General features: G+C 70.3%; 21 protein-coding genes and 3 pseudogenes. 15 read left to right on the top strand and 9 right to left on the bottom strand.

Annotated elements, in window-relative coordinates:
* The first annotated feature begins 77 nt into the window (after window positions 1-77).
* The 3 genes from OG798_RS07415 to OG798_RS07405 all read left to right on the top strand — a co-directional run bounded on the left by OG798_RS07415 (window position 78) and on the right by OG798_RS07405 (window position 4,166).
* Window positions 78-1,136: a tetratricopeptide repeat protein gene (locus tag OG798_RS07415; RefSeq protein ID WP_121417377.1), complete on the top strand. Its 1,059-nt coding sequence runs from the start codon at window positions 78-80 to the stop codon at window positions 1,134-1,136.
* Complete coding sequence (locus tag OG798_RS07410) at window positions 1,133-2,188, top strand: polyprenyl synthetase family protein (RefSeq protein WP_267060713.1); 1,056 nt, start codon at window positions 1,133-1,135, stop codon at window positions 2,186-2,188. The genes OG798_RS07415 and OG798_RS07410 overlap by 4 nt, the downstream gene beginning before the upstream one ends.
* Before the next feature lie 202 nt (window positions 2,189-2,390).
* Window positions 2,391-4,166 carry a M4 family metallopeptidase gene (locus tag OG798_RS07405; RefSeq protein WP_121417379.1) on the top strand — a complete coding sequence of 592 codons (1,776 nt, stop codon included), beginning with the start codon at window positions 2,391-2,393 and terminating at the stop codon, window positions 4,164-4,166.
* Window positions 4,167-4,256: 90 nt separating this feature from the next.
* Here OG798_RS07405 and OG798_RS07400 read toward each other — a convergent pair whose 3' ends face one another.
* Both OG798_RS07400 and OG798_RS07395 read right to left on the bottom strand, forming a co-directional pair.
* The gene (locus OG798_RS07400) at window positions 4,257-4,934 is read right to left on the bottom strand and encodes an AIM24 family protein (protein ID WP_095856519.1); all 678 of its coding nucleotides are present in this window, start codon (window positions 4,932-4,934) and stop codon (window positions 4,257-4,259) included.
* Between the two features lie 134 nt (window positions 4,935-5,068).
* Window positions 5,069-5,632: an NAD(P)H-dependent oxidoreductase gene (locus OG798_RS07395; RefSeq protein ID WP_121417380.1), complete on the bottom strand. Its 564-nt coding sequence runs from the start codon at window positions 5,630-5,632 to the stop codon at window positions 5,069-5,071.
* A 128-nt stretch (window positions 5,633-5,760) separates the two neighbouring features.
* On the opposite strand from OG798_RS07395, the gene OG798_RS07390 reads away from it, so the two are divergent.
* Window positions 5,761-6,420 (top strand): TetR/AcrR family transcriptional regulator, encoded by a 660-nt coding sequence (locus tag OG798_RS07390; protein ID WP_328756653.1) that lies wholly within the window; start codon window positions 5,761-5,763, stop codon window positions 6,418-6,420.
* Window positions 6,421-6,445: 25 nt separating this feature from the next.
* Here the strand turns inward: OG798_RS07390 and OG798_RS07385 are convergent, their stop codons facing one another.
* A complete protein-coding gene (locus OG798_RS07385) occupies window positions 6,446-7,609 on the bottom strand; it encodes a glycoside hydrolase family 64 protein (RefSeq protein ID WP_328759999.1) in 1,164 nt (387 codons plus the stop codon).
* A 325-nt stretch (window positions 7,610-7,934) separates the two neighbouring features.
* The gene (locus OG798_RS07380; protein WP_257017400.1) at window positions 7,935-8,303 is read right to left on the bottom strand and encodes a hypothetical protein; all 369 of its coding nucleotides are present in this window, start codon (window positions 8,301-8,303) and stop codon (window positions 7,935-7,937) included.
* 302 nt (window positions 8,304-8,605) lie between these two features.
* Here OG798_RS07380 and OG798_RS07375 point away from each other — a divergent pair.
* Window positions 8,606-8,827 (top strand): annotated as a pseudogene (locus tag OG798_RS07375) (transposase); the annotation flags it as partial.
* Window positions 8,828-9,277: 450 nt separating this feature from the next.
* Here the strand turns inward: OG798_RS07375 and OG798_RS07370 are convergent.
* Both OG798_RS07370 and OG798_RS07365 read right to left on the bottom strand, forming a co-directional pair.
* Window positions 9,278-9,994, bottom strand: a complete 717-nt coding sequence (locus OG798_RS07370) for a class I SAM-dependent methyltransferase (protein ID WP_328756652.1) — start codon at window positions 9,992-9,994, stop codon at window positions 9,278-9,280.
* Window positions 9,995-10,047: 53 nt separating this feature from the next.
* Entirely contained in the window at window positions 10,048-10,563 is a 516-nt protein-coding gene (locus OG798_RS07365; RefSeq protein WP_267060710.1) for a hypothetical protein, read from the bottom strand.
* A 135-nt stretch (window positions 10,564-10,698) separates the two neighbouring features.
* Between OG798_RS07365 and OG798_RS07360 the strand changes: the two genes are divergently transcribed.
* From OG798_RS07360 to OG798_RS07345, 4 genes and pseudogenes are all read left to right on the top strand, one after another.
* Window positions 10,699-11,985: a sensor histidine kinase gene (locus tag OG798_RS07360; protein ID WP_328756651.1), complete on the top strand. Its 1,287-nt coding sequence runs from the start codon at window positions 10,699-10,701 to the stop codon at window positions 11,983-11,985.
* A complete protein-coding gene (locus tag OG798_RS07355) occupies window positions 11,973-12,623 on the top strand; it encodes a response regulator transcription factor (RefSeq protein ID WP_067360243.1) in 651 nt (216 codons plus the stop codon). The genes OG798_RS07360 and OG798_RS07355 overlap by 13 nt, the downstream gene beginning before the upstream one ends.
* Before the next feature lie 302 nt (window positions 12,624-12,925).
* A pseudogene (locus OG798_RS07350) lies at window positions 12,926-13,432 on the top strand (IS5 family transposase); the annotation flags it as partial.
* 197 nt (window positions 13,433-13,629) lie between these two features.
* Window positions 13,630-14,871 (top strand): IS701 family transposase, encoded by a 1,242-nt coding sequence (locus OG798_RS07345; protein WP_443053718.1) that lies wholly within the window; start codon window positions 13,630-13,632, stop codon window positions 14,869-14,871.
* Between the two features lie 174 nt (window positions 14,872-15,045).
* Here OG798_RS07345 and OG798_RS07340 read toward each other — a convergent pair whose 3' ends face one another.
* The 3 genes and pseudogenes from OG798_RS07340 to OG798_RS07330 form a co-directional block, all read right to left on the bottom strand.
* Window positions 15,046-15,378: a hypothetical protein gene (locus tag OG798_RS07340; RefSeq protein WP_267060709.1), complete on the bottom strand. Its 333-nt coding sequence runs from the start codon at window positions 15,376-15,378 to the stop codon at window positions 15,046-15,048.
* A pseudogene (locus tag OG798_RS07335) lies at window positions 15,375-15,831 on the bottom strand (transposase); the annotation flags it as partial. The gene OG798_RS07340 and the pseudogene OG798_RS07335, both read right to left, overlap by 4 nt.
* Window positions 15,832-15,960: 129 nt before the next feature.
* Window positions 15,961-16,545 carry a DinB family protein gene (locus OG798_RS07330; RefSeq protein ID WP_328756650.1) on the bottom strand — a complete coding sequence of 195 codons (585 nt, stop codon included), beginning with the start codon at window positions 16,543-16,545 and terminating at the stop codon, window positions 15,961-15,963.
* Here OG798_RS07330 and OG798_RS07325 point away from each other — a divergent pair.
* From OG798_RS07325 to OG798_RS07295, 6 genes are all read left to right on the top strand, one after another.
* The gene (locus OG798_RS07325) at window positions 16,544-16,681 is read left to right on the top strand and encodes a hypothetical protein (RefSeq protein ID WP_328756649.1); all 138 of its coding nucleotides are present in this window, start codon (window positions 16,544-16,546) and stop codon (window positions 16,679-16,681) included. The genes OG798_RS07330 and OG798_RS07325 overlap by 2 nt on opposite strands.
* Window positions 16,682-18,208: 1,527 nt before the next feature.
* Window positions 18,209-19,708 (top strand): sugar transferase, encoded by a 1,500-nt coding sequence (locus OG798_RS07315; RefSeq protein ID WP_095856526.1) that lies wholly within the window; start codon window positions 18,209-18,211, stop codon window positions 19,706-19,708.
* A 70-nt stretch (window positions 19,709-19,778) separates the two neighbouring features.
* Window positions 19,779-21,095, top strand: a complete 1,317-nt coding sequence (locus tag OG798_RS07310; RefSeq protein ID WP_328756648.1) for a nucleotide sugar dehydrogenase — start codon at window positions 19,779-19,781, stop codon at window positions 21,093-21,095.
* Entirely contained in the window at window positions 21,085-22,350 is a 1,266-nt protein-coding gene (locus OG798_RS07305) for a glycosyltransferase family 4 protein (protein ID WP_328756647.1), read from the top strand. The genes OG798_RS07310 and OG798_RS07305 overlap by 11 nt, the downstream gene beginning before the upstream one ends.
* Entirely contained in the window at window positions 22,347-23,717 is a 1,371-nt protein-coding gene (locus tag OG798_RS07300) for a Wzz/FepE/Etk N-terminal domain-containing protein (RefSeq protein WP_328756646.1), read from the top strand. Before OG798_RS07305 ends, OG798_RS07300 begins: the two co-directional genes overlap by 4 nt.
* Complete coding sequence (locus tag OG798_RS07295; protein WP_328756645.1) at window positions 23,714-25,234, top strand: Wzz/FepE/Etk N-terminal domain-containing protein; 1,521 nt, start codon at window positions 23,714-23,716, stop codon at window positions 25,232-25,234. Before OG798_RS07300 ends, OG798_RS07295 begins: the two co-directional genes overlap by 4 nt.
* The last annotated feature ends 1 nt before the right edge of the window (window position 25,235 follow it).

Here is a 25,235-nt window from a genome sequence, read left to right as displayed (position 1 = left end):
GGTGTGTATACGTGAGGTACAGAGTCGAGTCGTCGGGTGCCGCCGATCCGTGAAAGTCAGCCGATCGAAAGGGATCCATGTACGGCAAGGCCTTCGCCCCCGAGTACCAGGGCGCTTTGACCACCCTGTCCGTGAACTCCTCGCTGACCGATGTCCTGGCGGCGGGTACCGAGCAACTGCGCGCCGCCGAGCGCGTGGGCGCCCGTGCCGAGGCGGCCCGTTCGGGCCTGGCGGTCGCCGAGGCGCACCGCAGGCTCGGGCAGGTGGCCGACGCCGACCGGGCATGGAAGGCGAGCTACCGCACCGCCCGCGAGGCCCGGGACACCGGCGCGATGGCGTGGGCGCTGTGGAGCGGCGGCACCCTGGCCCGCCAGCGCGGGGCGTTCCCGCTGGCCTGGCGGCTGCTGCGACTGGCCGCCGAACTCGGCAAGCAGTCCGGGGACGTCGTCGTACGCGGCTACTCCTTGGCGGGCATGGCGGAGACCGGCCGCATCCAGGGCGACTACGCCGCCGTGACCGCTTTGCACGAACAACTGCTGGCCGAGGCCCGCAAGCGCGGCGAGGCCCGCCACACCGTGTGGGCCCTGGAGGGCATCGCGCAGATACACCGCAACACCGGTGCCTACGACACCGCGTACGCCATGTTCGAGGAAGCGGCCGAGATCGCCGCGCGCGCCGAGGACCGGCGCGGCCACGCCTGGGCTTTGCGCGGCCTCGCGGACATCGTCTCCGTACGCGACCGGGATCCGGACCGCGCGCTGGCACTGCTGAGCGAGGCGGAGGTGTCCTGCCGGGCGATGAACCTGTCCGGGGCACTCGCCTACAACCACAAGATGCGCGGCAACGTCCTCTATCGGGCCGGGCGTTATGAGCGAGCCCGGGACCTCTACGCGCAGGCACTGGCGGAGTTCGAGGCGATGAGCGAGCCGCGCGGGCGGGCGCTGTCCCGGCTCGGGCTGGTCAAGTCCCTGGCCAGGCTCGGCCGCGACCGGGCCGAGACCGCCGCCGAACTCACCGAACTGGCCCGCGTGTTGGAGGGCATCGGGCTGCGACACGCCCGGGAGATGGTCGAACGGGCGCGGACGGAACTCGGCCTCACTCCGGCGGAGGGCGCGGACACGGAGGCAGCCCGATGACCTCTCCCCGTACGGTCCTGACGGCGCCGCCCGCCGCCCCGGAGATCCTGGCGCGCTGCCGCGAACTGGTCGCCCCGGCCCTCGCGGAGGCGATCGACGGGCTGCACCCCTGGGTGGCGGAGATGGCCGGCTACGCGCTGGGCCGCTGCGAGGTCGGCGGCGCCCCCGCGACCCACCGTCAGGGCAAGGGCGTACGACAGGCACTCGCCGTGCTCGGTGCCGAGGCGGCCGGAGGCTCCGCCGAGGCGGGCGTGCCGGGCGCGGTGGCGGTGGAACTGCTGCACACCTTCTCGCTCCTGCACGACGACATCATGGACGGCGACGCGCTGCGCCGCGGCCGCCCCGCCGTGTGGAAGGCGTACGGCACCGGCCCCGCCGTCCTCACGGGCGACGCGCTCTTCGCCCTGGCCGTCGAGACCCTCACCACGGCGCCCGCGACCTCCCACGCCCCGGCGGCCGTGCGGCGGTTGACGAGGGCCTCGCGCGACCTGGTCCGCGGTCAGGCCGACGACCTGCTGTTCGCCCACCGCCCCTGGACCGGCCCCGACGCGGTGAGTGCGGGGGAGTACGAGGCGATGGCCGAGCACAAGACCGGTGCCCTGCTCGGCTGCGCGCTGGCCCTCGGGGCCGGGCTGGCGGGCGCGCCGCGGGAGACCGCCGCCGCCCTGGACCGCGCCGGACGGCATCTCGGGGTGGCCTTCCAGATCGCCGACGACCTGCTCGGCATCTGGGGCGATCCGGCCGTCACCGGGAAGCCCGTGCACGGTGATCTGCGGCACGGGAAGAAGACCCTCCCCGTTCTCGCCGCCCTGGCCGAGCCGGGCCGCTCCCCGCTCGCCGAACTCCTCGCTTCCACCGCCGTCCTCGATGACGGCGCCGTACGCCGGGCGGCGACCCTGGTCGAGCGGGCCGGCGGTCGCACGGCGGCCCTGGGCGCGGCGCGCCGGCATCTCACCGCGGCGGACACCCTGCTGGCGGGAGCCTCCCTGGCCCCGCGCCCCGCCGCGGACCTGCGGACGCTCCTCTCCTCCCTCGCCCACCGCACGATCTGACACCTGCGCGCCTCCGGCTCCCTCCGCTGTGGGCCGGAGGCGCTGCGACCTCGATCACATGTGCGGGTTGGTGGACCTCGTCGGGCAACCACCGCCCCCCTCGTCGCATCTGTCGGGAGGGCCCGACAGCCTCCACGGCGTTCAACGACGCCGTGTCTCAGGGCGGTTGGCGACGCCGGCCGTCCCCGTTCGAAGGAACTCAGTGCGTAGACCCCACATACGCCGCGTGGCGATCGCCGTCGCGGTGACGACGGCGGCCACGCTTCCGGCGGGCCCCGCCCTCGCGGCGCCCGACTCGCCCGCCCGCGCCGCGACTTCGGCCTCCTCGCCGGTGGAGGCCGCCCGGGCCGCCGCGTTCGCCCACGCCCAGGCCACCGGTGTCGGCCCGGGCGACACCCTGCGGGCCACGGACGTCATGACGGACCCGGACGGCAAGCAGCACGTCCGCTTCGTCCGCAGCCACCAGGGGCTCCCGGTGCTCGGCGGCGACCTCGTTGTCCACCTCGGCAAGCAGTCCGCCTACCTGGGCGTGACCAGGGCCGCCGACCACGCCGTAAAGCCGGCCACGACCGAGGCGAAGCTGACGCCCCAGCAGGCCGAGCAGAAGGCCGCCGCGGTCGCCCAGGGCGACGCGGGCAGCGCCGAACTCGTCGTCGACGCCCGCGACGGCGCCGCCGCCCTCGCCTACCGGGTGCGCGTGACGGACAGCGACACCACCGAGGCCGGTGCCTCCCGCACGGTCGTCGTGGACGCGCAGAGCGGTCGGATCCGCAGCAACACCCCCGACAGCGACGAGTTCATCTCGCCGCACCTGGAGAAGACGCTGCGCGAGAAGGGCGAGACGGCGACCCCGGTGACGGGCGTGGCCACCCAGCCGGCCGGCCTCCTCGGCGCGACGGCGGCCGCCCGCTACCCGGTCAAGGCCACCGGCAGCGGCATCTCCCTCTTCGCCGGCAAGGTGACGCTGACCACGACCCGGACCGCGCGCACCAGCTTCCTCCTCAAGGACCCCACCCGGTGGAACACCGAGACCCGGGACGCCAAGGGCGCGGAACTGGAAGCCTTCTCGCGCGGCACGAAGTTCACCAGCACCACCAACAAGTGGGGCACCGGCACCACCGCCAACCGGACCACCACCGCGGTCGACGCCCAGTACGGCATCACCCAGACGCTGGACTTCTACAAGAAGACCTTCGGCCGCAAGGGCATCAAGAACAACAGCACCGGCGCCCGCGCGATGGTCCACTTCGGCCGCAAGGTCGGCAACGCCTTCTGGGACTCGACGTGCGGCTGCATGCTCTACGGCGACGGTGACGGCGACATGTTCAAGAAGCCGCTGGTCGTCCTGGACGTCACCGGCCACGAGCTGACCCACGGCGTCGTCGACGCCACCGCCGCCCTCGAACCCACCCGGGTGGACGCGGACGGCAACCAGTACGGCGAGCCGGGCGCACTCAACGAGTCACTCGCCGACATCTTCGGGTCCAACGTCGAGTTCTCCGCCAACAACCCGAAGAACCCGCCCAACTACCTCATGGGCGAGAAGCTGGGCCTCGCCCAGAAGTTCCTGCGCCGCCTCGACCACCCCTCCCTGGACAAGCTGGAGGGCACCATCGACTACTGGTCGCCCGCGGCGTACGACACCGAGGTGCACGCCGGTTCCGGCGTCTCCTCGCACGCGTACTACCTGCTCGCCGAGGGCAGTGGCCGCAAGACGATCGGCGGTGTGAAGTACGACTCGCCGACGTACGACGGTTCGCGGGTGACCGGCATCGGTCGCGCCAAGGCGACCGCGATCTTCTACCGCGCGCTGACCCGCTACATGGTCTCCACGACCGACTTCCACGACGCGCGGACCGCGACCCTCAAGGCCGCCGCCGACATGTACGGGGCGACCAGCGCCGAGTACCTGGCGGTGGACGCGGCGTGGTCCGCCGTCAATGTCACCACCGCCAACACTCCGGCCGCCGGACGCTGACGGACGGGACGAGAAGGACGGCGCCAGAAGAAGGCGCCAGTAGAAGGGGCCCCGCCATCGGGCGGGGCCCCTTTCGCCGTCCCCCCGGCGTCAGTGCTGCTGTGCCTTCTGCGGAGTCGCCTCACTCGGCCGTACGACGACCAGGCCGTCGCCCTCCAGCTTCAGCTGCACGGCCTCGCCCGAGCCGCCGCGGATCATCGAACCGATCGACTGCGAGCGGTGCAGAGAGGTGTGGAGCTGCGCGGTCCAGCCGACGACCGCGTCCGTGTCGACGTACACCGGCTGCTGCGGCGAGACGGGTATCACCAGCGGGTTGCCCTCGCAGATCAGCCCCAGTCTGCCGTGACCGCTGAAGACGCTGTTGAAGATGCCGCCGCCGGTGACGCCCGCGCCCTTCACGGTCTTTATGTCGTACGACAGCGTGGAGTCGAAGCACAGGACGTTGCGCCCGTTCACGGTGAACAGGTCGCCCGGCTCGATGTCGATGATGAAGCAGTTCTGCGCCTCGTGCGCGAACCAGGCCTCGCCCTGTCCGCGCACCGTCATCAGCGGCAGTCCCTCACCGGTGACCGCCCGCTTGAGCATGCCGCCCACGCCCTGGCCCTTGCGCTCGAACTGCAGATTCCCCCGGTAGGCGATCATCGCCCCCTGGCGCGCGAGCATGTCGCCGTTGACGGCGTACTTGATCGACTTGGCGTTCTGGATGGTCATGCCCGGCGTGACGGCGGGCTGCACCATGTGGTCACTGGAAAAGAGATCACCCTTCATGCGGGCATCTTGGCCCGGAGGGTTTGGTTCCGCCAAGATCGCCGACACCCCGGGACCGTTGCGGGCGGTCGGCGACCGCCGGGAACGCGCGAAGGGCCGGTCCGGTGGCACCGGACCGGCCCTGGGGGGAGTCGTCAGGAGGCGCTGGCGGTGCCGACCTGGCTGTGCAGACGGGCGACGACCTCGGTGAGCTGGGCGGCGACCTCGGCGTCGTCGACCGGGTGGGTCTCGGCGAAGCGGGTCACGGAGCCGGGAACGGAGAGCTTGACGTCCTCGAGGACGGTGGCACCCGCGATGCCCAGGGCCTTGCGGGCCTCGTCCTGCGCCCAGACGCCACCGAACTGACCGAACGCGGTGCCGACCACGACGGCGGCCTTACCGGTGAAGGCGCTGGCGCCGTACGGACGCGACAGCCAGTCGATGGCGTTCTTCAGGACGGCCGTGATCGTGCCGTTGTACTCCGGCGAGAAGAGCAGAAAGGCGTCGGCGCGGCCCGCGGCCTCGCGCAGGGCGATGGCGGCGGCCGGCACCTTGCCCTCGACGTCGAGGTCCTCGTTGTAGAACGGGACCTCGGCGAGCCCCTCGAACAGCTCGATCTCCGCGCCCTCGGGGGCGAGCTTGATGGCCGCCTCCGCGAGCTGACGGTTGTGGGAGCCGGCGCGAAGGCTGCCGACGAGCGCGAGGATGCGTACGGACATGGGGAACTCCCGGGGACGAAACATTGCGGCAATAAAACGGACCGAGGTCCGCTTGCTGGTCTGTTTAATGTTGTAGCAGCTAAACGGACCAGGGTCCAGTTGCCCCCGTCTGCCGTTACGCTGTGTTCATGTCCACCCCACTTCCGCCCTTCCCGAAGGGGCAGGAACCCTCGGGAGCCCCGGTCCCGCTGGAGCTGACCGTCGGGCCCGCCGCGCCGCAGCTCCGCGCCGATGCCGCACGCAACCGCGCCCGGCTGCTGGAGGCTGCCACCCGCCTGGTGGAGGAGCACGGGGTCGCCAATGTGACCATGGAGGCCGTCGCCGCCGCGGCCTCGGTGGGCAAGGGAACCGTCTTCCGGCGCTTCGGTGACCGCACCGGCCTGCTGATGGCCCTGCTCGACCACACCGAGCAGCAGTTCCAGGCCGCTTTCCTCAGCGGCCCGCCACCTCTCGGCCCCGGCGCGTCACCGGCGGACCGTCTGCACGCCTTCGGCTGCCGGGTCCTGCGCGAGATCCACGACCGGCTCGACCTGTACATCGCCGCCGAGCCGGACGCCTCCCGCCGCTTCAGCTCCGCCCCGTACCGCGTCCGCTTCACCCACGTCGCCATGCTCCTGCGCGAGGCCGTGCCCGGCGCGGACGGCGTTCTCCTCGCCCAGACCCTCATGGGCTACCTGGAACCCGCCCTGATCCACCACCTGACGCGGCAGTGCGGGATGCCCCTCGAACGCCTGGAGTCCGGCTGGCACGACCTCGTGAAGCGGACCACCTGCCCGGTGCCCGACTAGGACCTGTCCCAGCCTTCGGAATCCGTCAGTTGAACGGGTCCAGCGTGACGTACGCCTGTTGGGGGTTGCCGTCGTGGACGAGGGACTCGTAGTTGCCGACGTCGTCGAAGGCGAACGCGTAGGCCTTGCCGTCGGCCATCTGCGCGTGGATCTTGCGGGCGTACTGGTTGGTCACCGTGTCCTGGTAGAAGTTCGCCGAGCTCGTGTCCGGCTGGTTGGGGTTGGTGAGCAGGGTTGAGCGGTTGAATCCCGCGCACAGGGTCCGTGAAATGGGGCCGCGTACCAGGTCGTTGGGGGCGTCCAGCCGCTTGTAGCAACCGAAGATGCTGTCCGAGTCGGGCTTCTGGAAGCTGGTGACGACCGCTCCGGCGCTGTTGGTGAAGTTCATGACGTCACCGGAGACCCGCCCGAAGTACTTCGTGTTCGGCTGATCGGTGAACGGCGTCACCGTCAGCGTCGACGAACTGTACTTCTGCCACACGCGGTTGACGTAGTCGTCCATGACGGTGCCTGGCAGCGCGCCCGCCTCGATGCCGTGGCCGGGAGCCAGCGCCCGCAGGACGGTGCCGTCGGACCGGGTCTGGATCAGATTGGCCCAGCCGCCCGGCTGGCCGCGCAGGGCGTTGAAGAACCCGGTGTAGCCGCCCGTTTTGAGGTGGCCGGTGTTCTTGGTGCTCCCATCGGCGAGCTGGACCCCGACGGCGTACGGGGCCGAGAACATGTCGACCTGTGTGCTGTTGATCCACAGCCCGGAGTCGTTGAGCGTGTACTCGGACCAGTTGAAGAGGATGTTGTGGTTGGGGTCGCTCGGGTTCTGCACGGCCGGCTGCACCAGACCGCCGGTGGTCAGGCGGAAGTCGAGTTTCTGGCCGTAGGAGAAGTAGATCCGGCCGGAGAACTTGGGCATCCGGATCGTCTTCGACTGGCCGTTGACCGGTCCCGTGATCGAGGCGTCGGGCGCGGGCGTCGGCGGATTGCCGCCGGCGGGCCAGGCGTGGAACGTGCCGTTCGCGTCGGCCCAGCCCTGCTGGCCCGTCGAGAGGAGTGTTCCGAGGTCGTAGATGTAAACGGGTTCGCTGCGGCCGGAGTTGTTCGTGAACTTGAGTGGGATCGTCGTGGGGACGGCCGCGTTCGCGTCAGAGGGGGCGCCGAACGTGAGAAGCGCCGTGGTGACGGTGGCCGCAGCCACCGCCAGGGCATGCCATTTCAGCCTTCTGGGCACTCGCTCTCTCCTTGAGTGGGGGGATTCCAACGAGGTGGATTCCGGCGGAGTGGAGCCGTCCGGTTCTCGTTGAGAGCGCTCTCAGAATTGCGGCGGGTGCCGTACATGTCAACGATTCGGACAGAATTGGTCTGGTCCAACTGGGCCTGGGGTGGCGTCACATGGTGATGTCCACGGCGGATTTTCTGCGTTGAGTCACCGAAGAGACCGACGACGCTTGCTTCCCGGCCCGGAGCAATGGTCGATTCCTGTGGATTGCTGGGTTGTACTCCAGTGCGACTTCGTGATCTGGCTAGGCGTCGAGGTAGTGGTAATCCCCATCCGGGAGGCCGATCACCAGGCCGCCGTTGTGGACCTTCCACTCGCTCATGCCGTCGACGTCGTGGCTGACCAGAAACAGCCCCCGGGGCCTCTCGTCGTACTCGTCATCCTGGTAGGAGGCCGGGATCTGGGCGATCTGACGCAACCTCTCCTCGAACCAGTCGAGGGACACCGCGCGTATGTAGCCCCCGTAGAAGGCCCACCTGGCACCGTTGTACTGCCGAGCGGGGAAGGCCCAGCCTCCGCTGTAGGTGCGCTCCGGATCGTCTGCTTCCACGATCTCCTTGATCTGGGCCAGCTGTCCGTCGTCACACTCCAGCCAGCCCCTGACCGAGACCATGGTTCCCACGGCGGTTGCTCCTCATTCGGTGGCGCGCTGCCCTGGCGCACGGTTCCTATGCGCTTGCACGCTAGGGGTGACCTGCTCGGTCGCGCAAAGGGATTGACGGGTGGATCAGCCGCCTCGGGCGGGAGCGCGCCATCCCCGTCCGGTCGGACCTCGCGATTTTGCGCTGGGCCCGGGTGAGTATGAGAACGGCCAAAGCGTGATCATCAAGGGTTGTGTGGACTCCTGAAGATCGTGCGATGGCCACGGGCCACAGCATGGACGCGACCCGCTGGCAGGTGATGTTCGACCAGGCCATGGCCCGCATCGCGGTCCGGTTTCACCGAGCGGAACCGCGGGCGACGGCGCGGGCGTTCGTCCTCGGACTGCTGTCCGGCGTCGAACGCAAGAACTGCCGGCAGCTGGCCGAAGAGGCCGGCCATGCCCGCCCCGGCGCGATGCAGAGGCTGCTGCGAAGCGCACGCTGGGACGCCGACGGGGTGCGTGACGAGGTCCGCCAGGCACGCTCTTCAGACCACCGGCCACACCGCCGTGCCACCTTCGGCCTGGTCAATCTGGCGCAGGCTCCACCAGGCACAGGCCAGACGCGCCCACTACCGACGACGGCTCACCAGCCACTCGGACACCTATACACCAGCCCCGCTCACCTGTGGCTGGGTAGCACCGCCGAAAACCGTGCGGAATGGGCCAGTCGGCACTGCACCACCACAGGCCCGCTCGCAGAACTCCGCGGGGCTGCTGGACGCACCCGCCTTATCGCCGCCGCCCGGGCTTGCTGCCGGAGAGGACCCAGCACGATCGGAGACCGGAATCACGCAGCAGAAGCCGCAGGACTCCCCTCTCACCTTGCGGGGGCGCCGCAGCTTTCGTGGCTGGCCGCGGTTGGGGCGGAGCCCCCTCGCCTCCTGGAGCGGCCTACCGCGCGCCAGGTTGTTCAGCTCGGTGATCGCGGTCCCTGCGTGCGGTGCTCACGCTTCCCCGTCGTTGGTGTCCCGGTCGCCGTCGGCGAGGTGCTTGCCCTGGCGAACGGGCGCGTGGGCTCCGCAGGGTCGGAAGCGGGCGAGGTATGCCGGGCTTGGGCCGCGGCGCTCGGTCAGGTGGAGGCCGGCGGCGTCGGCGAGCCGGTGCAGTCGGCCGAAGGGGATCCAGTGCCGGTCGAAGAACTCGCCGATCACCAGCCGCCCGCCTGGTGCCAGCACCCGTGCCGCCTCGCGCAGTACCCGATCAGGCTCGGGGATCTCGCCGAGCGCGGTCACGGCGTATACGGCGTCGAATGTCCCGTCGGCGTAGGGCAGTTCACGTGCGTCCGAGCGGGTGGGCCTGATCGTCGCCAGGCCGTCGCGCTCGGCGCGGCACATCACGTGGTCGAGCATCTCCTGCTGGATGTCGAGCACATCGAGCCGTCCCTCCGGCCCGAGCTGCGGGGCGACGTGCAGCGACTGCAGGCCCGTCCCCGGGCCGATCTCCAGGATCCGCTCCCCCGGCCGCGGTTGCAGTACGGCGTCCATCCGGTCGGCTGTCAGGAACGGCAACGGCACGTCGAGGAGGCCGCGTTGGGCGTACGGATAGGACGCCGTGTCGCCCAGCCACCAGGCGGCGGCCAACGCGGCGCCCGCGCCGGCGGCGACCGCCCAGCGGGTCCGGGCCGGGATCGGGGCGACGGGGGCGGTGGTGATGCGGTGCATGGTGTTCTCCGGTGGATCGATTCGGTCCGTGGTACGTAGTCGGGCGGTCGGCGTCACGCGTGCCGGCTCAGCGCCCGCAGCGCCAGCCGGCCGCACAGCGCGGCGAGCGGCAGCTCGGCGCCGAGCGCCATGGCGACCGCGGTGGCGAAGTCGCCGCCCGGGGCCGCGGTCGTGGTGTCGAACCAGGCGTCCACCACAAGCAGCGTCGCGGTCGCGGCGGCTGCCAGGGCGTGCCGGCGGTCGCCGCGGGCGGCGAGGAAGCCGGTGGCGATCAGGCCGAGCGCCTCCAGCGCGTCGAGCCCGACCCAGGCGACCGGCCAGTGCGCCGCGGTCGCGGTGGCCGGCAGGCCGGTGGCCAGCACGTACAGCCACGGCAGCAGGGCGAGCCCGCAGGCGACCAGCAGCCACCCGGCCCGTCTCATGCCCCGCGCCGGGCGCGGCTCCTCCGCCTCTTCGTGGAGCGGGATGACCTCGGCGGGGTCGAAGCCCTCGGCACCGGCCAATTCGTCATCGCACGACACCAGTTGACGCATCGTCTTCCCCCGCTCCCCGCCGGCTCTCCCCTTCACGTGCTCCACCCTCCGCCGCACACCAGGGCGCCGTCAGTCACGCAGGGTTCCGACCCGGGGTGGAGACAAGTGCACCCCCGAACCGGGCGGGAGCGTCATGGCACGGGGATGGCCTGCGGCTTTACCGTTTGACGCATGCAACTCACGACGTGGCTGCAGCTGGTACTGGGCCGGCCGTTCCGCAGGGCGGGACACCGGACCGCGCTCGTCGCCGCCGGCCTGCCGCTCCACCTCGCCGTGGTGCCACTGTGGCTCTGGCTGCTCGGCACGATGGCGGCGTTGGTGCCGGCCGCGACTCCGCTGCCCGTGCTGCTCACGCTCGTGGCGCTGCCCGTGCTGCTCACGCTCGTGGTGACACCCCTGCTGACCCTCGGGCAGCGGCGGCGCTACCGGGCGCTCGTCGGCAAGGACCTCCCGCGCCCCGCCGTACCCGGGCCGGGACGCAACTGGAAGTCGGCGGTGCGCCGGCTGACCACGCGGGCCTTGTGGCGGCAGGTCTGCTACCACGCCGTGGCGGGTCCGCTGCTCGCCGTCCTGGACCTCGCCGTCCTCGCCGTCTGGGCCGTCGCTCTCGTGGCCGCCTCCATCTACGTGTGGATCTGGGCGCTGCCCCCGCAGTGGCGGGTCACCGACGTCGGGTACACCACGCAGGCCGCGTACATCACCGCCGGCGGCCTCGCCCTGCTGTTCCTCGAGCCCCGGCTGACCGGCGCTCTGGTGCGGCTGGAGACCCGGGCGGCCGAGGTCCTGCTCGGCCCCAGCCGCACGGAGAAGCTGGCCCGCCGGGTCGCCGACCTCGCCGAGAGCCGGGCCGGTGTGCTCGACGCCGCCGACGCCGAGCGGCGGCGGATCGAGCGCGACCTGCACGACGGCGCGCAGCAGCGCCTCGTCTCACTCGCCGTCAACCTGGGCCTGGCCAGGGCCACCCTCGGCGACCTGCCGGCGGACGCCCGCAAGGTGATCGACGAGGCGCACCGCGAGGCGAAGGAGGCGATCGCCGAGCTGAACAACCTGGTGCGCGGCCTGCATCCGGCCGTCCTTGAGGACCGCGGCCTCGACGCCGCGCTGTCCGGGGTCGCCGCCCGCCTCCCGATCCCGGTGCGCGTGGCGGTGGACCTGTCGCAGCGCCCCTCACCCACGGTCGAGGCCGTCGCGTACTTCGTGGTCTCCGAGGCCCTGACGAACGTGGTCAAACACGCCCAGGCGACCCGGGCGGACGTGACCGTGGAGCGGATCGGGGAGACACTGCTGGTGGTCGTCGCGGACGACGGCGCGGGCGGCGCGGATCTCGCGGCGGCCGGCGGTGGCACCGGGCTCGCCGGGCTCGCCAAGCGCGTCGCGTCCGTCGACGGCACGTTCTCCTGCCGCAGCCCCGCCGGGGGGCCGACCGTCATCACCGTGGAGCTGCCGTGCGCGCCGTGATCGCCGAGGATTCCCTCTTGCTGCGCATCGGCGTGGTCAAGGTGCTGGAGGCGGCCGGCTTCGAGATGTGCGCGCAAGTCGCCGACGCGGAAGGGCTGCTGGCGGCCGTCGAGGAGCACCGTCCCGACATCGCCGTGGTCGACGTGCGCATGCCGCCCGGCTTCACCGACGAGGGAGTGCGCGCCGCGCTGGTGATCCGCCGCCAGTACCCGCGTACCGCCGTGCTCCTGCTGTCGCAGTACGTGGAGGAGCGGTACGCCGCCGATCTGCTCGCCGCCAACACCTCGGGCGTCGGCTATCTGCTCAAGCAACGGGTCGCCGACGTCGAGGAGTTCGCCGAGGCGGTACGCCGGGTGGCGGCCGGCGGCACCGCGCTCGACCCGCAGGTCGTCGCGCAGCTGCTGGTGCGCCGGCACAGCGATCCGCTCGACCGGCTGACACCGCGCGAGCGGGAGGTGCTGGAGCTGATGGCGGGCGGCCGGTCCAACTCCGGCGTCGCCGCCGAGCTGGTCGTGAGCGAGAGCGCGGTCGCCAAGCACATCAACAGCATCTTCACCAAGCTCGACCTGCCCAAGGCCGACGCCGACCACCGCCGCGTCCTAGCGGTGCTGCGCTTCCTGGGCGTTGCGACCGCATAGTGCGCGATCACGCCCGCATGCCCAGTCGACAACGGTGCTGAGCAGCACTTAGTGGGGAATGCGGCGCCTTCGGACAGGTGCTCTCCACCAGGCTTTGCCGCGCTGGGTGCCGAAGGCGGTGGCCGTCGTGCGCAGGGCCATGGCATGGGTGGGGCTGGTCATCACTGGTGTCCTCGCAGTCTTCGGGGTTGGGCGCGGTGGCTCGGGCTGATCGGTCGGCTGTTGTCCGGAGCGGACGTGATGTCAGGGCGATCGTCGCGTCAGCGCCTTCGTCCCGGGTTCGGCGGCGCCGGTGCGTGGGAGTCGGCCGGAGCCGGGGAGGACTGGCCGGGAGCGGCCGAGGCCGCCTGCGGGCTGCGCTTTCGGGCGGCGAGAACGCGCTGCTCGGCGAGGTCCGCCCGGCCTTCCATCTCACCGCCGGACAGGCCGGTGACGCGCCTGCCTTCGCTGACGTGATGGCGCGGCTGCGTGTTCCCCGACGGCGTGGACGGCCCCGGACCCGGCCAGCGGCAGTCCTCGCAGACAAGGCGTATTCGTCGCGGGCCATCCGTGAAAACCTCAGGCGGCGCGGCATCCGGGCGGTCATCCCCGTGACGGCCGATCAACGCGGCCACCGTCTGCGACGCGGCAGCCGGGGTGGCAGGCCACCCGCCTTCGACCGCGAGACCTACAAGCAACGCAACACGGTCGAACGCTGCATCAACCGCTTGAAACAGTGGCGAGGCATCGCCACCCGCTACGAGAAGACAGCAGCCATCTACCTGGCCGGACTCCACGTTGCGAGCATCTTCCTCTGGTCAGCCAGGTGATCCAAACGAAACCGCCTAGATCGCGAAGCCACACTGGAGTATTAGTACTCCAGCAGCACTTTGACGTTTTCCCTGTTCAGGGGCGGTCTGGGTGAGTGTAGAGGGCTGATGACCGGCCTGTGTTCTCTTTCCCGGGCCGCCCCTCGATCGTGTGCAGCCGCCGCTGATAGTGACAGCGGTCCGGGCAGCCTCCCTGCGTGATCGACGAGCGTGCAGTTGAGATCTGGAACGACGAACTCGAGGAACTGTTCCTGCGTACCGGCCACCGCTTCAGGCGTGTCGAGCCGCGTCGCCGGATGCGTGACTACATCCGTGGACTACTGGGCCCGGTCGGCCGCAAAAACGGCTGGCAGCTGGCCGAATACGCCGGACACCGCACACCCGACCGCCTCCAGCGGCTTCTCAACGGCGCCCGCTGGGACGCCGATGAGCTCCGCGACGACCTCCAGCACTACGTAGCCGAACGGCTCGGCGAGCCCGACGGGATCCTCATCCTCGACGACACCGGCTTCCTCAAGAAGGGCACCACCTCGGCCGGCGTGCAGCGCCAGTACTCCGGCACCGCCGGCCGCACCGAGAACTGCCAGATCGGCGTGTTCGCCGCCTACGCCACCACCCGTGGACGCGCCCTGGTGGACCGGGAGTTGTACCTGCCCAAGACCTGGACCGACGACCGCGACCGCTGCCGCGCCGCCCACATCCCCAACGAGCGGACTTTCGCCACCAAACCCGACCTGGCCAAGGCCATGGTGCTGCGGGCGATCGCCTCACCGCTGCCGATCGCATGGGTGACCGCGGACGCCGCCTACGGCCAGGAATGGCGGCTGCGCCACATGCTGGAGGAGACCAGCCTGGGGTATGTACTCGCGGTTCCCAAGTCCCAGCAGGTGCCCCACTTCGGACGCATCGACCACCTCTTCTCCCAAGCACCCGACGAAGCGTGGGAGAGGCATTCGTGCGGTGACGGTGCCAAGGGCCCGCGCGTCTACCACTGGGCCGCCCTGCAGATCACGCCCATCGAGGACTTCGACGACGAGATGCCCACCCACCAGCGGTGGGCACTGGCCCGCCGCAGCATCAGCAAGCCCGAAGAGATCGCCTACTACCTCGCCTACGCACCGCTCGGCACCACCATCGAGCACCTGGTCCGCGTCGCCGGGACGCGCTGGGCCATCGAGGAAGCCTTCCAGGCCGCGAAGAACGAATGCGGCCTCGACCAGTACGAAGTCCGCCGCTACACCGGCTGGATGCGGCACATCACCCTGGCCATGCTGGCGCATGCCTTTCTGGCCGTCATGGCCGTCGACGCCGCGGCAAAAGGGGCAGCAGAAACGGTTCCTGCCTCGCGCCCCTCACCGTGGCAGAAATTCGGCGGCTCCTGGCAACTGGCCACTCATCCATCGCCGTTCACCAGCCCCTCATCAGCGCACGCGCGTTGAGGTGGTCACACTGGCGCAGACGACGCCAAGCCGTCGCCCGCCGCTGTCACTATCAGCGGCGGCTGCACACGATCGAGGGGCGGCCCGGGAAAGAGAACACAGGCCGGTCATCAGCCCTCTACACTCACCCAGACCGCCCCTGAACAGGGAAAACGTCAAAGTGCTGCTGGAGTATTAGGGCAACGGGTTGGCGCCTTGGATGACCTGCCCTCCGGAGGTCGCGGGGGCCGACATGAGACGCTGGACGTCTTCTCCTCGGAGCGTCACGAAGGCGGTGAGGCCGGTGTCGAGTGCTGTGACCCGATGCCCGTAGACGAGGGCCTGCGTCAGCGTCAGGTCGATCGCTTGTGCTGAACCGCTGAGCTGGTTGAAGCGGGCACCGCGACGGACTGGTCCCTGCAGGCAGCGCACATTGACAGTGGCCTGTTCGAGGGACGCGACGATGACCCGCACAATCTGCAGTTCTACGCGGCTACGACAGCTACTGGGGTTGGGCATCTCGCTCACGCGGCTGCCTCCTCTCGCTCGACCAGGATGCCATTCTTGAACCGGGCACCCGCGCGGACCAGGCGAACGAGGTGGGCGCCGGTGATCGCGCGCCAGCGGGCCTGGGCGGACTCGACGAGCTTGAACACCATCGCGAGGGCCGCGGCCGGGCTGCCGGCGCCGCGGGTGACCTTGGTGCGGAGCTTGACCGTGGAGAACGTCGACTCGATCGGGTTCGCGGTCCGCAGGTGGATCCAGTGCTCGGCCGGGAAGTCGTAGAACTCCAGCAGCTCCTCGGCGTCGTCGGTGATCTTCGACGGCCTCGGGCCACTTGGTGCCGTAGGTGCGGGTGAACGCCTCGATCGCCTTCTCGGCGTGGGCCCGGTCCTCGGCGCGGTAGATCTCTTGCATCGCCTTCGTTGCGCTCGGCTGAGCGGACTTCGGCAGGGCGTTTATGACATTGCGGGCCTTGTGGACGAGCAGCGAGCGACGGCAGCAACGGGGCGGCCGGCTCCCAGAGTTCATCAGGAACCAGACGCTTCGATAGACAGCACCCACGACCGGCATCATGCCGCACGAACATCAAGTCACGTGAGACAACCTCTAAGCCTTGATCGGTGCGGCCGACCTGGCGGCCTGCTCGATCTTCGCGCAGTAGGCCGCACGGGCTTCCTCGTCGATCTGCTGCTCGTGTTCGGCGCGCAACCCGGTCCGGCCGTCGAGGCCCTCGCGCAGGATATCGGCGTGCCCGGCATGGCGGATGGACTCGCCGAGGACATGGACCATGACGGCGAACAGGTTCGTGTCGGCATAAGGCTCCGGCCACCACGGCACGTGGCCGAGGGCGTCGAGGGGAAGCTCGTTGATCGTCGCGTCCGAGTGTTCCCACGTGCGCCGGTAGAACCCGATGATCTGATCGCGGGTCTCGTCCTCGGTCGCCCACAGATCGCTGCCGTCGGAGTCCTGCCACCGGGGCAGCGGTTCCGGGGAAGGACGGTCGAAGACCTCACCGAAGTACCTGGCCTCGACGGTGGCCACGTGTTTGACCAGGCCGAGGAGGTTGGTCCCGGTCGCTGTCAAAGGTCTGCGGGCGTCGTATTCGGACAAGCCGTCGAGTTTCCAGAGCAGCGCCTTGCGGTCCCGCCGCAGTCTTCCGTGCAGGTTGTCTTTCGCGAATTCATCGATCATGCGGTACGAGCCTGCCATGGGCTGCTCGTGGTCTCAAGATCCCGTACGTGGCCCGCGCAACGACTGGCAGGGCCGAGGCCTGGCCATGGCCGCCGTCCTGACCTGCTACAAGAAGCTCGCGAAACTTGCCATGTGAGACAACCTCTAACTGTCTATCTAGCGGCATCCCCATCACGGATGTGGCTGAGTCTTGCTGGACGTCGTGCTGGCCGGGTGAGGAGAGTCGAGGTGGCCTGAGGTGATGGTTCCTCAAGGATCTTCTGGCTCCGATGCTGACCTTTTGCTGACCCCCGAGTGCGGTCCGACGTTCTGACCTGCGTGGACACTCAATCTGCTGGGGTTGTTCGTGAACTTCAGCGGTGAGACTCCTGCGCCTTCTGGGCACTCGCTCTCTCCTTGGGTGGGGGGATTCCAACGAGGTGGATTCCGGCGAAGTGGAGCCGTCCGGTTCTCGTTGAGAGCGCTCTCGGAATTGCGGCGGGTGTCGCACATGTCAACGATTCGGACAGAATTGGTCTAGTCCAACTGGGCCTGGAGTGGCGGCACATGGTGATGTCCTCGGCGGATCCGACGGGTAGTCGGCGGAAGTGGTCACGCATGCCGGCGGAAGTGGCGATCGCTGCGTGAGGGTTCACCGCCGGTGGCGCCGGGCGCCTCTGTCTGGGGGAGGTCTCGCGAACCCGATTCTCCCAAGGAGTCGTCCGGCGACGACAGTTACCAGGGTCAGTGTCTGACCGTGTCCTCGATCTACTTTCAGACATAGTTCGCCCAGCTGCTTGGGTACCACGATCCGGTACTCGAAGATTTCGAGAATGACCCACTTCGCCGGAACGCTCATGGCCGACCTGCGACTCTCGACGTCCACGTGGTCCAGGTCGGGGCCACCTGGGTTCCTGGGTTCGGGGACGGCTTGGTGCGCGGTGGTCGGCGTGGTCTTGTCGCGCTCCCGTACCAGCGAAGGCCGGGGAAGGCCGGCGAAGGCCAGCCGGCAGCCACCGGATCCGCCACGGCGTTTGCGTGTCGCGATCTGATCGGCCGCTCGCGGCACCACCGCGTGAACGCCCTGCCTGCTGAGGTGAGTTCGGATGGCTCGCGAGGAGCGAGGCCGGCTTCGCGTCCACGACTGTGGATCTGCTGGCACAACTACCGGAACGGTCGTGAAGAGGCAGGTCAGGACATCTTTCGTCGCCAAGGCGCCCGCAGGCGGTCACCGATTCGTGGATCCGGCTTCAAATCTTGAGCACAAATTCCACACGCCCCTCTCTTCAGACGGGCCCCGATGGTCTAGATTGACCGTGCTTCGCATGCTGGGACACGAGGCGACAAATGATGATCTATGGGTCCGGCGATACAGACGGCCAGCAGCGTTGTCTCTGGCGCCAGACGTGGGGGTGATCGATTCGTGGAGCCCGAGAGGGGCTTCGGGTGCGGGGAGCATCCGAGGTTTCGACGGGTTCCCGCGCACCTCAAGAGCCTGGCAGGACGTGCAAGTCTGCCGCCGCCAGGGTGGGTTGTTCACGTAGCTCTGAAATTGCCGGGATGTCATGCGCGGGGGGTGGGGGCCTCGCGAGGGGGAACAGCCGGCGGGAGGCGGGGGCCTCCCGTAAGGGGCGAAACAGTGTGAGGCGAACACGTCGAACCACTGGGGACCTTGGGGGGTTCTGTGCGGCAGGGGGGAATAGTCGGCCCTTATCCGTCGGCGCGCGGGCGTCTGGCGGACGGGGCAATCAGCCAGCCCGCGATCGAATGGGAGCAGCGGTACAGACGTACCGTGATCATCAGTGACACCGTGGCCACCGCCTTCGTGGTGGCGGCGATCGGCGACTTCTTCGGGGCCCGGGACGCGGCCAACTGGCATGAGAAGTGGGGAATTCTCGCCTTCGGCACCCAACTGCTGGTGCTGGGAGCGCTCGCGGTGAGCCGGTCGTGGTCTCCGGCCGTACTCGGCCAGGGCGCCGAGGAATTCCGCCGACTCGGACGCTCACTGTTCACGGCGACCGTCGTCCTGGCACTCGGCGGGATCGCCCTGACCTCGCGCAACATCAAGCTCTGGATCTTCGTCGCGATCCCCGCGATCGCGCTCGTCACCATGACCGAGCGGTATCTGCTCCGCCTCTGGCTGCACAAACAGCGCAACGAAGGACGCTGCCTGAGACCGGTGCTCGCTGCCGGGAGCCCGGCCACCGTGCGCGACCTGATCAACCGAACCCGCAAGCTCCCGCACCTCGGCTGGCGGGTGGAGGCGGTGTGCACGACGGACGGCCGCGGGCTCGACGGCGACCAAGGCGGGCTCGACGGCGACCAGTTGGACGGAGTGCCGGTCATCGGCCTGCTGGAGGATGTCGCCAAGCACGTCCGCCACGACGGCTACCGCGTCGTCGCGGTCACACCGGACCCGCACTGGTCACCGGACCGGCTGCAGCGGCTGGCCTGGAACCTCGAAGGCAGCGACGCCGAGATGATCGTGGCCCCCGTGCTGATGGAGGTGGCCGGCCCGCGGCTGCACGTCGACGCGGTGCTCGGGATACCGCTGCTGCGGGTCAGCATGCCGACCTTCACCGGAGGCCGCCGGGCGATCAAGGGGGTCGTCGATCGGATGGGCGCGGCGATCCTGCTGATGCTGTTCGCGCCGCTGATGGTCCTCGTCGGGCTGCTCGTCCTGGTGGACAGCCGGGGCGGGGTCTTATACCGCCAGCGCAGGGTCGGCAAGGACGGCCGCGAGTTCACCATCGTCAAGTTCCGCACCATGGTCGCCGGGGCCCACGGGGCACGTGCCCAGTTGACCGACCGCAACGAGGGCGCGGGCCTGCTGTTCAAGCTCCGCCGGGATCCGCGGGTGACCCGGGTGGGAGCAGTGCTGCGCCGGTACTCGCTCGACGAGCTCCCACAGCTCTTCAACGTGCTGACCGGATCGATGTCGCTCGTCGGACCGCGGCCTCCGCTACCGGAGGAGTGCGCCGCGTACGACCCGGACATCCGGCGGCGGCTGCTGGTCAAGCCCGGGCTCACCGGCCTGTGGCAGATCAGCGGACGCAGCGACCTGCCGTGGGAGGAGGCCGTCCGCCTCGACCTGCGGTACGTGGAGGACTGGTCGCTCGCCCTGGACACAGTGATCTTGTGGAAGACGCTGCGTGCCGTGCTCCACGGGCAGGGGGCCTACTGATGCGCGGGGGTCGTCCGACCGGCGCGCGGACCGCAGGCCGCAGGGGCCTGCCTGGGGGGAGAGACCGGTCATGAGAGTCAGCGTTTTCGGGCTCGGCTACGTGGGCTGCGTATCGGCCGCGTGCCTGGCCAGCATGGGGCACGAGGTCATCGGGGTGGACGTGAACCAGGTGAAGGTCGACCTGGTCAACGACGGCAAGGCCCCGGTGGTGGAGGAACGTATCGGCGAGCTCATCGCCGAGGTCGTGCGGACCGGAGCCCTGCGCGCCACCGACGACGTCCGCGAGGCGATCGCGGGCAGCGAGGTGTCGCTGATCTGCGTGGGCACGCCGTCGGAGCCCAACGGCAGCCTGTGCACGACGTACTTGGAGCGGGTCACCGAGGAGATAGGCGCCGCGCTGGCCGAGCGGGGCGGGCGGCACACCGTCGTGTTCCGCAGCACCATGCTCCCGGGCACCTGCCTGAACCTGCTGGTGCCGATCCTCGAGAAGCACGTCGGCGGTCTGGCCGGGGTGGACATCGGGGTCGCGGTCAACCCGGAGTTCCTGCGCGAGGGCACCAGCGTGCAGGACTTCTTCGACCCGCCGAAGACCGTCATCGGCGAGCTCGACCCGGCAAGCGGCGACGCGGTGCTGGCGCTCTACGACGGCGTGCCCGGCGAGGTGTTCCGGGTGCCGGTCCCGACGGCCGAGGCGATCAAGTACGCGGACAACGCGTTCCACGGCCTCAAGATCGGCTTCGCGAACGAGCTGGGCGCGGTGTGCCAGGCGCTCGGTGTGGACTCGCACCAGGTGATGGACGTGTTCCTGGCCGACCGCAAGCTGAACATCAGCCCCGCCTACCTGCGGCCCGGCTTCGCCTTCGGCGGCTCCTGCCTGCCCAAGGACCTGCGCAGCCTGGTCCACGCGGCGCAGCGGGCCGACGTCTCGGTGCCGATCCTCTCCCACGTGCTGGCCTCCAACTCCGACCATCTGCAGCGCGCGGTGGACCTGGTCGAGCGCACCGGCAAGCGCCGGGTGGGCCTGTTCGGGCTGTCCTTCAAACCCGGCACCGACGACCTCCGCGAGAGCCCGCTCGTCGAGCTGGCTGAGAGGCTCTTCGGCAAGGGCTACGACCTCAAGATCTACGACGCCAACGTGAGCCTCTCCCGGCTGCTCGGCGCGAACCGCGAGTACATCGAGAGCCGGCTGCCGCATCTCGCGCAGCTGCTCGCGGACTCCGTCGGCGAGGTGCTCGAGCACGCCGAGGTGTGCCTGGTCGGGACCAGGGATCCGGCCGTGCTGTCGGCGCTGCCCCATGCGGACGGACCCGTGATCGTCGACCTCATCCGCCTTCCCGACGCCGAGGCGCGCCGGGCCGAACCGGGGTACATGGGCCTTGCTTGGTAACGCGACCGGCGGCGACGGGACGAACCGTCGCGCGCTGATCCTGGTGGAGAACCTCTCGGTCCCCTTCGACCGGCGGGTGTGGCAGGAGTGCACGACGCTGCGCGACGCGGGCTGGGAGGTCCACGTCATCTGTCCCCAGGGGGAGAAGCGGGACACGGAGCCGGAGGCGGTGATCGAGGGGGTGCGGATCCACCGCTACCCGTTGCGCGCGGCCACCGGAGGGCCGGCCGGATACCTGCGGGAATACGGATCGGCGTTGTGGCACACGGTCCGGCTGGCCCGCAAGGTCGGCCCGGTCGACGTGGTTCACGCCTGCAACCCGCCCGACCTGCTGTTCCTGCCGGCTCTGTGGATGAAGCGGCGCGGCGCGCGGTTCGTCTTCGACCAGCACGACCTGGTGCCCGAGCTGTACCTCTCCCGGTTCGACCGCGGCGAGGACCTGCTCTACCGCGCCGTGTGCGCGCTGGAACGGCGGACCTACCGGGCCGCGGACATCGTGCTCGCCACGAACGAGAGCTACAAGGACGTCGCGCTGCGCCGCGGCGGCCGGCGGGCGGAGGACGTCTTCGTGGTGCGCAGCGCACCCGCGACCGACCGGTTCCAACCGGTGCCCCCGGAGCCGGAGTTGAAGCGCGGCAAGCCCCATCTGCTGTGCTACCTCGGCGTCATGGGCCCTCAGGACGGGGTCGACTACGCTCTGCGGGCCCTGGCGAAACTGCGCGACGAGGTCGGCCGGACCGACTGGCACGCGGTCTTCGTCGGCGCCGGCGACGCCTTCGACGCGATGGTCGAACTGTCCCGGCGGCTCGGTCTCTCCGAGCAGGTGCAGTTCACCGGACGCATCCCGGACGCCGACCTGGTGCGCTACCTGTGCACCGCCGACGTATGCCTTTCCCCCGACCCGCACAATCCGCTCAACGACGTGTCGACCATGAACAAGGTCCTGGAGTACATGGCGATGGGGCGGCCGATCGTCTCGTTCGACCTCCGGGAAGCGCGCGTCTCCGCCGGTGACGCCGCCGTCTACGCGCCCGCCAACGACGAGGCCCAGTTCGCCAAACTCATCGCGCTGCTCCTCGACGATCCGGAGAAGCGGGCCCGGATGGGAAAGACCGGCCAGGAGCGGATCAGCGGGCCGCTCTCCTGGCGGAACTCGCAAGCGTCACTGCTCGCCGCCTACGCCGCCGCCTGCCGGGACCAAGCCCCGGTGTCGGCGGGTGGGCCGCTCCGTACGGGGAAGAGGCCGCACCATTGAATGACGACACGATCCGCCTGGTCACGATCGGACGGATTCTCCGTCGGCGGTGGCGGCTCCTCGCCGTCCTCGCCGTAGTGGGCGCGCTTTTCGGCTACGGCACCTCGGTGCTGCTGCTTCCGCCGCGGTACACGGCAGAGGCATCGGTACTGCTGCCGGGTCAGTGGGAAGAGCGCGAACTGCTGACCCAGGTGGACATCGCCACCAGTTCGGCGGTGGTCGACCGCGCGGCCGCCGCGCTCCACTGGACGGGCGTCGACGGCACCGAGCTGCAGAAAGACGTGAGCGCCAAGGCGGACGACGGGAACATCATCAAGGTCTCCGGTACGGCCGACACCCCGGAGCGCGCGCAGCGGCTCTCCGACCAGCTGGCCCAGCAGTTCGTCACCTTCGCCACCCGCATCGCGGGCGGCAGCACCGACCCCGCGGCGGACACGGCGACAGAGGCGCTGCGGAAGCAGGTGGCCGAGACCAACCGCCGTATCACCGACCTGGCCAACTCGGCAGATCCGGGGCAGACCGTGGAGGCCGTGCAGGCCCGCACCGAGCTCGAGGGTCTGCGCACCGGGCTGCAGGACGCCATGAAGAAGCTGGAGGAGGCCAACCCGGCGACCACCAAGGCCGGCATGGTCGTCATGGGGCCGGCACCCCGACCCACCGGCGCGGCGGCGCCGACGAGGATGCAGCTCATCGTCGCCGGGGCGCTGCTGTTCGTCCTGCTCGCGGTCGTCGGCCATCTCGCCGCCGCACGGGTGAGCCGCCGGCTGCGCACCGAACCGGAGATCGCCGCGGCGCTCGGCTCGCCGTTCCTCGGCACCGTCGACGTGCCCGGCGAACGGCACGGACACCGGCCCGAGAGCCATGGCGCACGGGCCCGGCTCCGCCGGCTGCTCGGCACCGACGTCCGATGGGACGTACCGGCCCCGCAGCGCTCCGGCGACGAGGCCGAGCGGCGGATCCGCTACCGGCGGGTGTGCGCCCGCCTCAGAGTCCAACTGCCCGCCCCCCGGCGGCTGCTGGTCGTCGTACCGGAAGGCGACGAGGTCGCCCGGCTGGCCGCCGGACAGCTCGTCGCCGAGGCCACCGGTGATCCGCAGTTGCGGGTGGTGGAGGTCTCGGTGGACCGGCCGATCGTGCCGGACCGCGACACCGAGTCCGGTGCCCTGGCCGTCCTCAGCGCGGGCAGCTGGACCGCCGAGGAACTCGCCGGCATCGCCGAGGCGTGTGCGGACGGCGGGCACGAGGTCGTCGGCGTCGTCGTGGCCGGCACGGTCCGCAACCGCCCGCCGCGCACCGCCGACCGACCTTCTGACGAGGCCACCCTGGCGCTCGCGGTTCAGGGCCACGCGACAGGAGATCCAGCGTGACGACGAGTACGACTTCGGAGTCGTCGGCCACCGCTCCGCTCATCGACCTGCAGGGGCTGGTGGTCGCGGTCCGCCGCCGACGCCGCCTGTGGAGCGCCATGGCGCTGCTGGGACTGCTGAGCGGCGCGGCCGTGGCGGTCCTGCTGCCGCCGGCACCGGCCGCGGTGACCAAGGTGCTGGTCGCGCATCAGGAGGACCAGCCGAACGACACCGGAACGCTGATCCGCACCGACGCCCAGCTGCTGGGCACCTCGCGGATCGCCGGCCAGGCCCTGCGGATCCTCAAGTCCCCGGAAAAACCGGCGGACTTCATGAAGGACTACCGGGGCGCCGGACTGACCAACAACGTCCTCGAGATCGATGTGACGGGCAAGACCGACGCGGAAGCGGTGGCCCGGGCCAAGGCACTGGCCGAAGCGTTCGTCGCGGACCACGCCAAGCGCATCCAGGCCATCGCCAACGCCAACGCCAAGGGCCTGCTCGATCAGCGTGACCGCATGCAGGTGGAGCTCGCCGACGTCAACAAGGCGATCGGCGGCCGGTCGCCCGGCACCGACCCGAAGGACGCGGCGAACCTCGAGTCGCTCTTCGCCCGGCGGGCCGAACTCACCTCGCAGATCTCCGACTTCGGCCAACGTGCCGAGGAGGCACGCGTTGGCGCGCCCCAGCTCGTCGCCGGCACCCAGATCGTGGACGCCCCGCGCGCGGTGCCGCACTCCCTGCCCAAGGCCGCCGTCACCAACGCCGTGATCGGACTCGTCCTCGGGCTCTTCCTCGGGCTCGCGCTGGCCGCGGTCGGCGTCGTGGTCGCGGACCGGCCTGTGCTGCGCCGGGACATCGCGGCGAACCTCGGCGCCTCGGTCATCGCGGAACTGCCCCGCCGGTCGGGCAGGCTGTGGCAGCGCCGACGGACCCGGGTGGCACGCGAACGGCTCACCACGACCCTTGCCCGCACCGCGCGCGGCTCCGCGGAACCGCTGTCGCTGCTGGAACTGGGCTGCGCGCGCAGCACGAGCGTGATCGCCCTCGGCCTCGCCCGGGCACTGGCGGAGGACGGGCCAGTGGTCGTCATCGACGGTCTCCCCCGCCCGCAGCTCGCAGGCCGCCGCCCGAAGCCAGGAGACCCCACCGTGGTCAGCGGCGAACGCGCCGCGGCCGTGTCGCCTCAGGAGCAGCGGATCGGCGTCGGCTCGGTGGCGCCCGGCACGGCGTGGACCGACCTCCAGTACCTCGGCACCCAGACCGTGCTCGTGGTGCGTGCCGGGCACGGCAGCGCCGCATGGCTGCACACAGTGGCGCGGCAACTCGCGGACCAGCGCATCCCGGTGATCGGTGTGGTGCTGATCGACCCCGATCGGCGCGACCGGACCGACGGCACGCTGTGGGACGGGCTGGCCAACGCGCTGCGCGGCCGGACCGAGCGGCCGACCTGGCAGAACGCGACGGGCCGGCGGCTCACCGAACGCCAGCCGATACGGGCCGCACGGGTCCCGGACAACGACCAGGAGGTGCGGTAGG

It is taken from the genome of Streptomyces sp. NBC_00271 (genome assembly GCF_036178845.1).
Classification (GTDB): Bacteria; Actinomycetota; Actinomycetes; order Streptomycetales; family Streptomycetaceae; genus Streptomyces.
Note: the sequence above shows the minus strand (reverse complement) of the source record. Positions and strands in the feature narration are given on the sequence as shown.

Coding starts and splice junctions, on each gene's coding strand:
- OG798_RS07410 (WP_267060713.1), top strand. CDS start 1,133: ATGACCTCTCCCCGTACGGTCCTGACGGCGCCGCCCGCCGCCCCGGAG.
- OG798_RS07310 (WP_328756648.1), top strand. CDS start 19,779: ATGAGAGTCAGCGTTTTCGGGCTCGGCTACGTGGGCTGCGTATCGGCC.
- OG798_RS07395 (WP_121417380.1), bottom strand. CDS start 5,632: ATGTCCGTACGCATCCTCGCGCTCGTCGGCAGCCTTCGCGCCGGCTCC.
- OG798_RS07380 (WP_257017400.1), bottom strand. CDS start 8,303: ATGGTCTCGGTCAGGGGCTGGCTGGAGTGTGACGACGGACAGCTGGCC.
- OG798_RS07400 (WP_095856519.1), bottom strand. CDS start 4,934: ATGAAGGGTGATCTCTTTTCCAGTGACCACATGGTGCAGCCCGCCGTC.
- OG798_RS07390 (WP_328756653.1), top strand. CDS start 5,761: ATGTCCACCCCACTTCCGCCCTTCCCGAAGGGGCAGGAACCCTCGGGA.
- OG798_RS07415 (WP_121417377.1), top strand. CDS start 78: ATGTACGGCAAGGCCTTCGCCCCCGAGTACCAGGGCGCTTTGACCACC.
- OG798_RS07330 (WP_328756650.1), bottom strand. CDS start 16,545: ATGATCGATGAATTCGCGAAAGACAACCTGCACGGAAGACTGCGGCGG.
- OG798_RS07325 (WP_328756649.1), top strand. CDS start 16,544: ATGCGGTACGAGCCTGCCATGGGCTGCTCGTGGTCTCAAGATCCCGTA.
- OG798_RS07360 (WP_328756651.1), top strand. CDS start 10,699: ATGCAACTCACGACGTGGCTGCAGCTGGTACTGGGCCGGCCGTTCCGC.
- OG798_RS07370 (WP_328756652.1), bottom strand. CDS start 9,994: ATGCACCGCATCACCACCGCCCCCGTCGCCCCGATCCCGGCCCGGACC.